Origin of the sequence: Pseudomonas sp. S150 (assembly GCF_004526365.1) — a bacterium.
Taxonomy (GTDB): domain Bacteria; phylum Pseudomonadota; class Gammaproteobacteria; order Pseudomonadales; family Pseudomonadaceae; genus Aquipseudomonas; species Aquipseudomonas putida_A.
The window spans coordinates 1,307,933-1,321,049 of the sequence record NZ_CP038207.1; the positions used below are offsets into that span (position 1 = coordinate 1,307,933).

General features: G+C 62.8%; 9 protein-coding genes. 3 read left to right on the plus strand and 6 right to left on the minus strand.

Annotated elements, in window-relative coordinates:
* Positions 1-92: 92 nt before the first annotated feature.
* The 4 genes from E3Z29_RS05975 to E3Z29_RS05990 form a co-directional block, all read right to left on the minus strand.
* On the minus strand, positions 93-1,763 hold the full coding sequence (locus E3Z29_RS05975) for a ShlB/FhaC/HecB family hemolysin secretion/activation protein (protein ID WP_134785362.1): 1,671 nt from the start codon (positions 1,761-1,763) through the stop codon (positions 93-95).
* 134 nt (positions 1,764-1,897) lie between these two features.
* Positions 1,898-3,490, minus strand: a complete 1,593-nt coding sequence (locus tag E3Z29_RS05980) for a collagen-like triple helix repeat-containing protein (RefSeq protein WP_134785363.1) — start codon at positions 3,488-3,490, stop codon at positions 1,898-1,900.
* Between the two features lie 302 nt (positions 3,491-3,792).
* The gene (locus tag E3Z29_RS05985; RefSeq protein WP_134785364.1) at positions 3,793-4,647 is read right to left on the minus strand and encodes a MaoC/PaaZ C-terminal domain-containing protein; all 855 of its coding nucleotides are present in this window, start codon (positions 4,645-4,647) and stop codon (positions 3,793-3,795) included.
* A gap of 2 nt (positions 4,648-4,649) precedes the next feature.
* Positions 4,650-6,002, minus strand: a complete 1,353-nt coding sequence (locus E3Z29_RS05990; protein WP_134785365.1) for a 3-oxoacyl-ACP reductase — start codon at positions 6,000-6,002, stop codon at positions 4,650-4,652.
* Between the two features lie 329 nt (positions 6,003-6,331).
* On the opposite strand from E3Z29_RS05990, the gene E3Z29_RS05995 reads away from it, so the two are divergent.
* The 3 genes from E3Z29_RS05995 to E3Z29_RS06005 all read left to right on the plus strand — a co-directional run bounded on the left by E3Z29_RS05995 (position 6,332) and on the right by E3Z29_RS06005 (position 10,260).
* Positions 6,332-7,609, plus strand: a complete 1,278-nt coding sequence (locus E3Z29_RS05995) for an acetyl-CoA C-acetyltransferase (protein ID WP_134785366.1) — start codon at positions 6,332-6,334, stop codon at positions 7,607-7,609.
* 322 nt (positions 7,610-7,931) lie between these two features.
* Complete coding sequence (locus E3Z29_RS06000) at positions 7,932-8,828, plus strand: PA4780 family RIO1-like protein kinase (RefSeq protein ID WP_134785367.1); 897 nt, start codon at positions 7,932-7,934, stop codon at positions 8,826-8,828.
* A gap of 289 nt (positions 8,829-9,117) precedes the next feature.
* Positions 9,118-10,260 (plus strand): MFS transporter, encoded by a 1,143-nt coding sequence (locus E3Z29_RS06005; RefSeq protein ID WP_256662087.1) that lies wholly within the window; start codon positions 9,118-9,120, stop codon positions 10,258-10,260.
* Here E3Z29_RS06005 and cueR read toward each other — a convergent pair.
* Positions 10,214-10,627 carry a Cu(I)-responsive transcriptional regulator gene (gene cueR / locus E3Z29_RS06010; RefSeq protein ID WP_007962968.1) on the minus strand — a complete coding sequence of 138 codons (414 nt, stop codon included), beginning with the start codon at positions 10,625-10,627 and terminating at the stop codon, positions 10,214-10,216. The genes E3Z29_RS06005 and cueR overlap by 47 nt on opposite strands.
* Positions 10,624-13,017, minus strand: coding sequence for a heavy metal translocating P-type ATPase (locus E3Z29_RS06015; protein ID WP_134785369.1), 2,394 nt, complete (start codon positions 13,015-13,017; stop codon positions 10,624-10,626). The genes cueR and E3Z29_RS06015 overlap by 4 nt, the downstream gene beginning before the upstream one ends.
* Between the last annotated feature and the right edge of the window lie 100 nt (positions 13,018-13,117).

Here is a 13,117-nt window from a genome sequence, read left to right on the forward strand (position 1 = left end):
CACCGCTTTCGCGAGCAAGCCCGCTCCCACAGGGATGTGCGCTGCAATGTGAGAGCAAGCGGTCTGCCTGCTCAGTTGATTGATCTGACACCCTACAGTTGATAGCTGAAACTGATGCTGTAACGCGCCCGACGATTGAACGTATCCAGCGCTTCATCGGACATCGGCTTGGCGGCCTCCAACGCAATGTTGTAGTACTTGGCATCGCCAAAACGCAGACCTACTGCTGCCGATGACAGGTCATTGCTCTGCACCGCCAGCTTGTTGAACCAGGTTTTCGAACGGTCCAGCACCACGTACGGCTGCAGGATGCGCACCCAGTTGCCGTCGCGATTGAAACTGTAGTTGACCTCGTAAGCCGCACCCCAGCCCTTGTCGCCCGACGCCTGATCGTCCGGGTAGCCACGGCCGAAATTCTGCCCGCCGAACACCGCGCGTTCGCTGTCAGGCAGGGTGTCATCACTCCAGTACAGCGCGGCCGACAGCACGCCTTGCCAATTGTCGAAGAACTTGTCGCTTTGCACCCCGGAGAGGCGCAGGCGCAGGAAGTTCAGGTCCAGCGCCGGGTTGTTGGAATGCGCGCCCATGCTGTCCAGACCCTGATACACGCCACCACTGAGAATCCGCAGTTGCCGGGCATCGCTCTTGCGCCAGTCGCCTTCGAATGCGAGGGCACGCACGTTGGTGCGCTCTTCGATGCTGAGCGGATAGCCGACCACGTCGTAGCGGTTTTTGTCATCCACTGCATAGAGCCGCGCTCCCGCGTTAAGCAGCTCGTTGGAGGCGGCAATGAACGGGTGGCTGACACCGATGGAGTAGCGGTCATCTTCCTTGTGCGGTTTGAGTTCGAAGCCATCGCTGGTGAGCACATTGGTGCCCGGATCGGCCCGGTAGCGCGAGGCAAACAGGCTCAGTTGCGTACCTTCGCTATTGAGGAACTGGTTGTAGTCCAGACGGTAGTAATGTTCGTGATCGTCGCCCGGCGGAAACAGCCCGCTCAGGGTCAGCTGCTCGCCCATGGCGGTCTGCGAGTTACTGCTGACCCCCAGCAATGCCTGCGTGCCGTTGCGGTTGTCTTCGGTGGTGCTCATGGTGCTGGTGAACGCTTTGCGGCTGGCCTGGGCCACCAGCGTCGTTGCGCCGTCGGTGGTGCCGGGCGGCGGCACTTGCGCCTGGATGGTCACGCCGGGGATGCGGGTCATCAGGGTGGTGTAGCGTTCGAAGGTCTTGCGGGTCAGCGGGCGTTCGGCCTGGATTTTGGCTGCCAGTTCGTCGAGCAGGCCTTTGACCCGGCCGACATCGCCCTGCACCTGCACATCGCGCACATAACCTTCGACCAGCACCACTCGGGCTACGCCGTCGTCGAAACGCTGTTGCGGCAGGAAGGCGTAGGACAGCAGATAGCCGTCCTTCTGGTAGCGCCGGGTGATGTCGCGTGTGGCTTCGATCAGGTCGGCGAGGCTGGTCTGATGGCCGATCAGGGGTTTGTAGACTTCGGCCAGTTCGTTGAGCGGGTAGATCGTGCCGCCTTCGATCTGCACGGTTTTCAGGTTGATTTTGGTCTCCATCAACAGCGGCTGCGCCGTGGCCGCGCCGGGGTCGGGTACTTGCAGGGGCGTGGCGGCGGGGCGATAAGCATCTGCCGGCAGGTTCGGCACGGGCAGGTTACGCGTGGTTTCGTTGCTGTTGAGAAAACTGGGCAGGGTGTCGGCGAGGGCGGCGGAACTGAGAATGAGGAACAGCAGGGATGCCATTACGCGCATAGGACACTCCATGGTCAGATCACAGCGCTGGGCTGAATTTTTCCTAAGAAAAAAGCGGAAGACTCGTGGGAATCTTCCGCCCTCAACCAAGCGTAGGCGCTGTAGGTGCGGCCGTCGAATCGGCCAGGTGCAATTTAGCGTTTGTTGCCTCCAAGAGCGCCGGTCAGACCACCGAGTACACCGCCCAGGCCTCCGGTTGCGGTGCCTCCAGTGGCGGTGCCGCCGCTGACCAGTCCGCCGACCGCACCGACGGTAGCGCCGACGTTGCTGACCACACCACCCACGGCGGTAGTGACCGGGTTGTTGGTGGCGGCGATGGTGTTGCCGATGCCGCTGACGGCGCCGCCAACCTGGCCGGTGAGACCGGCGACCGGCGCGCCCAGACCTGTCGCGGCGCCGACTTGTTGAGTGACGCTGGTGACCGCACTGGTGACTGGGTTAAGCCCGGCACCCACGGTGGCGCCGACGGTGGCCAGTGGCGAGGTGGTGGCGGTGATCGGCGTGCCCGAGCCGCCGAGTACGGTGTTGAGCGAAGCGATGGTGTTGCCCAGTCCGCCAGCCGTGACGCCGCCGGCGCTGACCACGCCGTTGGTGCTGCCGGCGTTCAGACCGGCACCGACGTTGACCACGGCGCCGCCAACCGTTTGCAGCAAGCCGGTACCGCCCAGACCGCCGCCGAGACCACCGCCCAATCCGCCACCGGTGCTGGTGCCGTTATCCACCAGCCCCCCGGCCTTGCCGACAGTGGTGCCGACATTGGTCAAGGCGCCGCCGACGGTGTTGGTCAACGCGTTGCCACTGCCAGCACCGGTGACTTGACCACCCAGGCCTTTGACGGCGCCGCCGACCTGGCCGAGGACACCATTGAGCGGAGCGCCGAGGCCGGTTGCATCGCCGACTTTGTCGGTGGTGCTTTCAACCATGGCAATCACTGGCACCAGACCGTTGCCGACACTTTTGGTCACTGAACCGAGTGGGCCGGTGGTGGTGGCCAGGCTCAGGGTGTCGCCGAGCATGGTGACTTTTTCACCGACGCCATCGAGCACCGGTGCCACTTTGGTCACCACGCCGCCGACAACCGGGACGCTGCCGGTGGCGGTCGCCAGTTTGCTGCTCAGATCCGAGACGCCAGTACCGACATCTGACACCACGCCGCCGACCGAGGCTGCGGTGACGCCCAGACCGTTGTCGACCGTGCCCAGTTTGCCGATGCCGTTGGCCACGCCATCACCCAGGGTGGTGACCACATTGCCTGTGGTTTTGACTGCGCTTTGCACAACGCCGCCCACGACTGGAACGGTGCTCAAGGAGTCGCCGACCTGACCGACACCACTGCCGACGCCCGCGACGGTGTTGCCGACATCCTGCACCAGGGTGGTAGTCACCAGCGGGGTGGTAGTCGGGTTGGTCGGGTTGGTTGGATCCGTAGGGTCTGTCGGATTGGTAGGATTGGTAGGATTGGTCGGGTTCGTCGGATTGGTCGGGTTGGTCGTGCCGGTACCGCCAGTGCCACCGGTACCACCTGTGCCAGCGGTATCGGTGCCGCCAGTACCGCCACTGCTACCGCCAGTGCCACTAGTGCCACCAGTGCCCGACGTCGCGCTGTCTGGCGAAGAGCTGCCGGAGCTGCTGTGATGGCCGCCACCGCCGCTGCTGCAGCCAGCGAGGCCAAGGGAGAGGATCAATGCCAGAGCTGTTGCCGATTTGCACCACACTTGAGTTTTCATGATTGAGATTCCTTGCACCTGTAACAACATTCGTCGTTTTCGATGGCTCACCGATCTGTCGCCGGTGATGCCTCGTCCGTGGTGCCAATCTCGATCGCGCGGTGCTTTTCCACCATTCTCAAGTTGGTATTAACGCCTTTATATATAAGGCGCCGCGCCGTGCCTAAGGACTAATACCCAGGATATAGACGCATAAAAAAAGGCCTTGAAAATCAAGGCCTGGAGTTTTTCAGAGTGCGGCGCCAAACGCGGAAAAACTTAAGTGATATATACACAATTTACAGGCTTGCCCGGGCGGATACTCAGGCAACCGGTTGCCACTGACCGACCATGTGTTCCAGATCGCCGTTGCCGATCAGGCGCAACTCGCCGCTGGATCCCGGCGCACTCGCCAGCAATGAGACCTCGCTGGGCAAGCGCACCGGTTTGCGAAAGTGCACGGCGATTTCAAGGTTGGCCTTGGGTAGATGACCAGCCAGTGCGGCGAGGGTTCGTGCCTTGTTCCACAGACCGTGAGCAATCGCCGTGGGAAAACCGAACAGTTTGGCGCTGGCCGCGCTCAAGTGAATCGGGTTGTAGTCGCCCGAGACTTTGGCGTATTGCCGACCGATGTCGGCCGGGGCTTTCCATTGCGCGACTTGCGTCAACACCTGGGACGGTTCCCAGTGTTGCTCGACGGGTTCGCCGTCGAGTTTCACTCCGCGACAGAGCATCTGGCTTTCGGCTTCCCACAGCGGCCCGAGTTGATCATCGAGGCTGGTCAACACCTCGAAGGTCGCGCCTTTGGGATGCGGCTGCAGGTTATGCACGCGGACGCTGACTTGCGCACGACTGATCCCGCCCATCGGCCGCAACACGCGAATGCGGTTGCTCAGGTGAATCAGCCCCAGCAGCGGGAATGGAAACTCCTTCGCCGTGAGCAATTGCATCTGCAGGGCGAACGCGAGGATGTGTGGATAAGTCGGCGGCAGCAGGCCGTCATCGGTAAAGCCGCAGACCTTGCGATAGGCCGCCAGTTTTTGCGGGTCGACATCGACCCAGCAGCGCAAACCGCTGTCGGGCAGTCGGGTGCCGGTGATCTTGCGCCGTGTCGCGGCCCGCGCGTACAGGCCGGGCAGGCTCGGTTCACGGTCGAGGGTGTGCCATTCAATGCTCATGCCTATGCCCCCAGAACACTTTGGCCACAGACCCGCAGCGCCTGGCCGGTAAATGCGCCGGTGCCCGGTTGCGCCAGCCACGCGACGGCTTCGGCGACGTCTTGCGGCAAGCCGCCCTGGCCCAGCGAACTCATGCGCCGTCCGGCCTCACGCAGGCCGAACGGGATGTGCGCGGTCATCTGGGTTTCGATGAAGCCCGGGGCCACGGCGTTGATGCTGATGCCGCGTTCGTGCAGCGTTGGCGCCCAGGCCTGAGCAAGGCCGATCAGGCCGGCCTTGCTCGCGGCGTAGTTGGTCTGCCCGCGATTGCCGGCGATGCCGCTGATCGAGGCCAGCAGAATCACCCGCGCATTGTCGTGCAGGGTGCCGCTGTCGAGCAGCGCCTTGGTCAGCACTTGCGGGGCATTGAGGTTGACCGCCAGCACCGCGTCCCAGAATTCCGGGGTCATGTTGGCCAGGGTCTTGTCGCGGGTGATCCCGGCGTTGTGCACCAGAATGTCGAGGCCGTTCGGCAGTTGTTCGATCAGTTGCGCGGCGGCATCTTCGGCGCAGATATCAAGGGTGATCGCCCGGCCGCCAAGACGTGCGGCGAGGGCTTCCAGATCAGTCTTGGCCGGGGGGACGTCGAGCAGAATCACCTCGGCGCCATCGCGGGCGAGGGTCTCGGCAATCGAGGCGCCGATCCCGCGTGCCGCACCGGTGACCAGCGCCTTGCGTCCGGCCAGTGGCCGGGTCCAGTCGGTGACCGGCGTGGCGCACGGGCTCAGGCGAATCACCTGCCCGGAAACAAAGGCACTTTTCGGTGACAGGAAAAACCGCAACGGCCCCTCAAGCTGATCTTCAGCGCCGTCACCGACATAGATCAGTTGCAGCGTGCCGCCGCTGCGCAGCTCCTTGGCCAGCGAACGCGAAAAGCCTTCGAGCGCTCGCTGTGCACTGGACGCAAACGGATCGCGCAGGGTTTCCGGGGCGCGGCCCAGGATCACCAGGTGCGCGCTGCTGTCGAGGTTTTTCATCAACGGCTGGAAGAACTCGCGCAGCTGTTTGAGCTGGTCGGTGTGCTGCAGGTCGCTGGCGTCGAACACCACGGCCTTGAGTTTAGGCCCGTGCCCGGGAATCCACGCGGTGGCCAGCGACGGTTCAGTGCCGTAGCTGTAGATCGCATCGGTCAGGCGGTTGGCGAACGCATTGACCCGCTCGGCCAGCGGCCCGCCACCGATCAACAGCGCGCCGTCCACCGGCCGCAGGCGTCCGGCCTGCCAGCGTTCCAGCCGCACCGGCGACGGCAGGCCCAAAGCCCCGACCAGACGGTGGCCGATGGATGAGTTGGCGAAGTCGATATAGCGGTCAGACATGGAACGCTCTCCAAAAGTTGGGGTTCAAAGTGTGGACTACCAACGGCAATCAATCGTTCGATCCACGCAATAAGGCCTACGCTAGAACAGCAGAGTAGTTGGCCGCCGATGGTTGTGTGGCCAAACACAAATTCAGAAACAACGTTGAACCTTGTAGGAGTGACCTGTGGCGAGGGGATTCATCCCCGATCGGCTGCGAAGCAGTCGCAATGTATAGCGATTGCAATGAGGGGGCCGCTGCGCGACCCATCGGGGATGAATCCCCTCACCACAGGCTCACTCCTACAAAGGATTCAGGTGAATTCGATCATTTGAAAAAGGAGCTTTTCATGAGTCAGCTGCGCCGCGTCGCCATCATCGGTGGTAACCGTATTCCTTTCGCCCGTTCCAACGGGCCGTACGCCACTGCCAGCAATCAGGTGATGCTCACTGCTGCCCTGGAAGGCCTGATCGAACGCTACAACCTGCACGGCCTGCGCATCGGCGAAGTGGTGGCGGGTGCGGTGCTTAAATTGTCACGGGATATGAACCTGACCCGCGAGTGCGTTCTCGGCTCGCGGCTGTCGCCGGCCACCCCGGCCTATGACATCCAGCAAGCCTGCGGCACCGGGCTGGAGGCAGCGCTGCTGGTGGCCAACAAAATCGCCCTCGGCCAGATTGATTGCGGCATTGCCGGTGGCGTCGACACCACCTCGGACGCGCCGATCAGCGTCAGCGAAGGCTTGCGCAAAATCCTTCTGCAGGCCAACCGCGCCAAGACCACCAGCGACAAGCTGAAGACCTTTCTGCAACTGCGTCCGCGGCACCTGATCCCGGAGTTTCCGCGTAACGGCGAACCGCGCACCGGCCTGTCGATGGGCCAGCACTGCGAACTGATGGCGCAGACCTGGAATATTCCGCGTGAAGAGCAGGATCAACTGGCCCTCGAAAGCCATCACAAACTCGCCGCGTCCTACAGTGAAGGCTGGCACAACGATCTGATGACGCCTTTCCTCGGCCTGACCCGCGACAACAACCTGCGTCTGGACCTGACCCTGGAAAAACTCGCCACGCTCAAACCCGCTTTCGAAAAAAGCGCGAAGGGCACGCTGACGGCAGGCAACTCCACGCCACTCACCGACGGCGCCTCAGTGGTGCTGCTGGGCAGCGAGGAATGGGCAAAAGAACGTGGTTTGCCGATCCTCGCCTATCTGCGCGATGGCGAAGCGGCGGCGGTGGATTTCGTCAACGGTGCCGAAGGCCTGTTGATGGCGCCGGTGTATGCGGTTCCGCGCTTGCTGGCGCGTAATGGGTTGACCCTGCAAGACTTCGATTACTACGAAATTCACGAAGCGTTCGCCGCGCAGGTGCTGTGCACGCTCAAGGCCTGGGAAGACCCCGAATACTGCAAGACGCGTTTGGGGCTGGACGCACCGCTGGGTTCGATCGACCGCAGCCGGCTGAATGTGAAAGGCAGCTCGCTGGCGGCGGGGCATCCGTTTGCCGCGACCGGCGGGCGAATTGTCGCCAACCTGGCAAAACTGCTGGATGCGGCGGGCAAGGGTAGGGGGCTGATTTCGATCTGCGCCGCTGGCGGCCAGGGTGTCACCGCGATCATCGAACGTTGAGCACAATCCCCTGTGGGAGCGGGCTTGCTCGCGAAGGGGCCGTGTCAGGCGCCGTCATTGTGTCTGACAGACCGCTTTCGCGAGCAAGCCCGCTCCCACAGGGGAAATGAATGCCAATGTCAGATTCTGTCGCAAATGCCCTTGACGGCCGATAGCTACAAGTAAGGTGGGCTCGGCTATGATCGGCAAAGCTCGATTATTTCGGCACAGTGTGTGCATCCACAGGGTTCACAGGTCGGCAACCCCTCCCCGTAGCGCGAGGATTGCCGTATAACGAGTGACATTCGCGTGTTTGGTAATAAAGGACCCACAATAAAAGCTGATGAAGACTCCAAAACGCATTGAACCCCTGATCGAAGACGGTCTGGTCGACGAAGTGCTGCGCCCACTCATGAGTGGTAAAGAAGCAGCTGTTTATGTGGTGCGCTGCGGTAACCAGTTACGTTGCGCGAAGGTTTACAAGGAGGCGAACAAACGCAGTTTCCGCCAGGCAGCCGAGTATCAGGAAGGCCGCAAGGTGCGTAACAGCCGGCAGGCGCGGGCGATGGCCAAGGGTTCGAAATTCGGTCGCAAGGAGACCGAGGACGCCTGGCAGAACGCCGAAGTCGCGGCGCTGTTCCGTCTGGCCGGTGCCGGCGTGCGAGTGCCCAAGCCATACGACTTTCTGGATGGCGTGCTGCTGATGGAGCTGGTGGCCGACGGATATGGCGATGCCGCGCCGCGTCTGAACGACGTGGTGCTGGAGCCGGATCAGGCCCGCGAATATCACGCGTTCCTGATCTCGCAGATCGTGCTGATGTTGTGTACCGGTCTGGTGCACGGTGACCTCTCGGAGTTCAACGTGCTCCTGACCCCGACCGGCCCGGTGATCATCGACCTGCCGCAGGCGGTGGATGCCGCCGGTAACAACCACGCGTTCAGCATGCTCGAACGGGATGTGGGCAACATGGCGTCGTACTTCGGGCGTTTTGCCCCGGAGCTGAAGCAGACCCGCTACGCGAAGGAAATGTGGGCGTTGTACGAAGCCGGCACCTTGCACCCCAACAGCGTGCTGACCGGTGAGTTCGACGATCCGGAAGATCTGGCCGACGTTGGCGGTGTGTTGCGCGAGATCGAAGCGGCGCGTCTCGACGAAGAGCGCAAGCAGGCGATCCGTGCGGCGGATGACGAGCCCAAAGGCAAGTCCGACGAACCGCCTCCGCCACCGTGGATGCAGTAAGCGCTTGACAGAAACCCGGCTTCGGCCGGGTTTTTTGTGCCTGCCGCATTTCCAGAACCACCGCAGATCCCCTGTGGGAGCGGGCTTGCTCGCGAAGGGGCCGTATCAGCCGCCATCCTTGTTGGCTGACACACCGCCTTCGCGAGCAAGCCCGCTCCCACAGGGATTTGTGGTGTTCTTGAAATGTGTGTGGGAATCTTGTCAGCCCTCGCACACTCAAGGATTGAATGTGAACGCCCGCCTCATCATCACCGCCCGGCTGATCTCCGATTTCGGCGCTTTCCTCAACATGGTCGCGCTGGCGACTTATGTTTACCTGCTGAGCAACAGCGCGATGAGCGTCGGGGTGTTCCTCGCCAGCCGCGTCGGCGGGGGGATTTTTGCCAGTCTGATCGGTACGCGCTTCTATCGGCGCTGGAGTGGCCGGGTGCCGCTGATTGCCTTCGATCTGCTGCGCGCGGCGTTGCTTGGCCTGCTGTTGATCCTGCCGCTGAGCCAGCAGGCGTTGCTGTTGCCGGTGATCGCTTTCGGCCTGGGTTTTGGCAATTCGATGTTCGCCATCGGCCTCAACAGCCAGTTGCCGAGGCTGATCGACCCGGCGCAGCTACTGAAAACCAATGCCTGGATCACCTCGGCATCATCCGCAGCGATGGTCGGCGGCAGCCTGGTGTCCGGTTTGCTGGTGGCGGCCTTCGGTTTCGAAACGGTATTCGCGCTCAACGCACTGACCTATGTGCTGGCGGCGCTGTTGATTGCACCGTTGCGCTTCGCCGCTGCAGAAGTCAGCGAACAATCGACCAGCGAACGCGGCGAATGGTCAGCCCTGAAACAAGGCCTGCGCAGCGCTCCGGTGATTGCGGCGATGCTCGCCGTGACCATGGCCGACACCTTGGGCAGTGCCGCGCATAACGTCGGCTTCCCGATCATCTCCAGACTGCTGACACCCGATTCGGCCAGCACCACGCTGGGCCTGATGCTGGCGGTGTGGGCCAGCGGCAAACTGCTCGGAGCGCGGATTGCCAGTCGCCTCAAAGGCACGGATAACCTTGATCTGGAGCGACGGTATTTCTTCGGCGTGGCGTTGATGTCTTGCGGTTTTATCCTGATGTTCCAGCAGCACAGCCTTTACGGCCTGCTGCTGTTTTCCCTGCCGGCGGGGATGGGGGACGGTTTCTCCGAAGTCAGCCTGATGTCGCGCCTGCAACGTGAGCCGGAGCATTTGCGGCTGCCGATTTTCAGTTTTCTGACCTTGCTGCAAATGACCGGGTTCGGCGTCGGCATGCTGATTGCCGCGCCGTTTTACGGTTGGTGGACGCCGGGTGCCGTGGTCATGCTGTTCCACGGCATCCCGCTCGGCACATTGTTGGCCGTGAAGTGGCTGGCGCTCAGGCGCGGGCGGGTTGCGCGCAGCAGCCCGACGCCAGCTCCTTGAGGATCGGACAGTCGGGGCGATGGTCGCCATTACAGTGCTCGACCAAGTCCTGCAGGGTGTCGCGCAACTCGCCGAGTTCACGGATCTTCTGATTCAGCTCGTCGATGTGCTGACGCGCCAGGGCCTTCACATCGGCGCTGGCACGTTGGCGATCCTGCCACAGGGTCAGCAGCTTGCCGACTTCTTCCAGGGAAAAACCCAGATCCCGCGAACGCTTGATGAACGCCAGGGTGTGCAGGTCATCATCGCTGTAGACCCGGTAGCCGCTGTCGGTGCGATGGGCAGCCTTGAGCAGGCCGATCGACTCGTAATAGCGGATCATCTTCGCGCTCAGGCCACTGTGACGGGCCGCTTGGCCGATGTTCATCGGTGCTCCTCCAGATCCTTCGGTTTCCAGGTTTTCAACAGTAGCGCATTGCTCACCACGCTGACGCTCGACAGCGCCATCGCCGCACCGGCCAGCACCGGATTGAGGAAGCCGAGCGCTGCCAGCGGAATGCCGATCAGGTTGTAGACGAAGGCCCAGAACAGGTTCTGGCGGATCTTCGCGTAAGTCTTGCGGCTGATCTCCAGCGCTGCCGGCACCAGCCGTGGATCGCCGCGCATCAGAGTGATGCCGGCGGCGTGCATCGCTACGTCGGTACCGCCGCCCATGGCAATGCCAATGTCGGCCGCCGCCAGTGCAGGGGCGTCGTTGATGCCGTCGCCGACCATCGCCACCACCCCGGTTTTCTTCAGTTCGGCGACGGTCGCGGCTTTGTCGGCGGGGAGCACTTCGGCGTGAACATTTTCAATGCCCAGCGCCTCGGCCACCACGCGCGCGATGCCACGGTTGTCGCCAGTCAGCAGATGACTGTGGATCCCTCGGGCGGCCAATTGCTGCACCGCTTGCAGTGCGCCGGGCTTGAGCGTGTCGCCGAAGGCGAACAGTCCGAGCACTTGCGGTTCCGGGCTTTGCTCGATCAGCCACGACAGGGTTCGGCCTTGGCTTTCCCAGGCCTTGGCGGACTCGGCGAGATTGCCCGCGCTCAGGCCGCTTTCTTCCAGCAAGCGCCGATTGCCCAGCGCCAGGCGCCGACCATCAAGCGTGCCAGCGATACCGCGTCCGGTCAGGGCCTGGCTGTCGCTGACATCCGGCACGCTCAGGTCACGCTCGGCGGCCGCGTCCAACACGGCTTTGGCCAGCGGATGCTCGCTGCCGCGTTGCAGGGCGCCGGCCAGTGTCAGCAGAGTATTTTCATCGCCATCCAGCGCACTGAAATGGGCGATACGCGGGGTGCCGGAAGTCAGCGTGCCGGTCTTGTCGAAGACCACGTTGTCGACTGCATGGGCACGTTCCAGCGCTTCGGCGTCCTTGATCAGAATGCCATGACGCGCAGCCACACCCGTGCCGGCCATGATCGCCGTCGGCGTGGCGAGACCGAGGGCACACGGACAGGCAATCACCAGCACAGCGACCGCGTTGATCAATGCGGTTTCCATAGGCGCGCCGTACAGCCACCAGCCGATCAGGGTGGCGAGGGCGATCAGCAACACGGTGGGCACGAACACTTGGCTGACCTTATCCACCAGTTTCTGGATCGGTGCTTTTGCCGCCTGAGCGTCCTCGACCAGACGGATTATCCGCGCTAATACACTTTCCGCACCGAGGGCGGTGGTGCGCACCAGCAGGCGACCTTCACCGTTGATCGCACCACCGGTGACCTTGTCGCCCGGCTGTTTTGGCACTGGCAGGCTTTCGCCGCTGATCAGCGCTTCGTCGGCGTGGCTTTGGCCTTCAAGTACTTCGCCGTCTACCGGGAAACGTTCACCGGGTTTGACCAAGACCTGATCGTTGAGGCGCAGGGCGCTGATCGCGACGTCCTGTTCACGACCGTCGATGACTTGAATCGCCCGCTCCGGGCGCAAGGCTTCGAGGGCGCGGATGGCGCTGGCGGTCTGGCGTTTGGCGCGGCTTTCCAGGTATTTGCCGAGCAGCACCAGGGCGATCACCACCGCCGAGGCTTCGAAATACAGATGCGGCATGCGCCCGGCGGCGGTGGCCCATTCGTACAGGCTCAAGCCATAACCGGCGCTGGTGCCGAGGGCCACCAGCAAGTCCATGTTACCGGCCCCTGCGCGCACGGCTTTCCACGCGGCGACATAAAAACGAGCGCCGAAAATGAATTGCACCGGGGTGGCGAGGGCGAATTGCGCCCAGGCCGGAAGCATCCAGTGAATGCTGAACGGTTGCAGCAGCATTGGCAACACCAGCGGCAAGGCCAAGGCGATCGCGCAGATCAGCGCCCAGCGCTCATGTTGCAGGCGCTGTTGCTGGTTATCGGTGGCCGGATGTTCGGCTTGCCAGACGCTGGCCGAGTAGCCGGCCTTGCTCACAGCATCGAGCAGCGACTGAATATCGACCTGACCGAGCCATTCGAGGTGCGCGCGTTCGTTGGCGAGGTTGACGCTGACGCTCTTCACCCCGGGGACTTTGTTCAGGGCGCGCTCGACGCGACCGACGCACGAAGCGCAGGTCATGCCGTCAATGCTCAACTCCACCGTCTGCTGCGGCACGCTGTAACCGGCGCGTTCAACCGCCTCCATCAACGCCGGCAAGCTGTCGCCGGGCGCCTGGACGCGGGCCTGTTCGGTGGCGAGATTGACGCTGACGGCACTGGCGCCGCTGACTTTGCGCAACGCCCGCTCGACACGCCCGGCGCAACTGGCGCAGGTCATGCCGGCAATCGGCAGATCGAAAGTGATGGAATCGGACATCGGTCTTACTCCCTGTAGAAGATGCCTACAAGGATCAACCTTGCCACGCTGGCAAGGTCAAGCGCCAATATTTGACTCACTACAAAACCAGTGTGGGAGC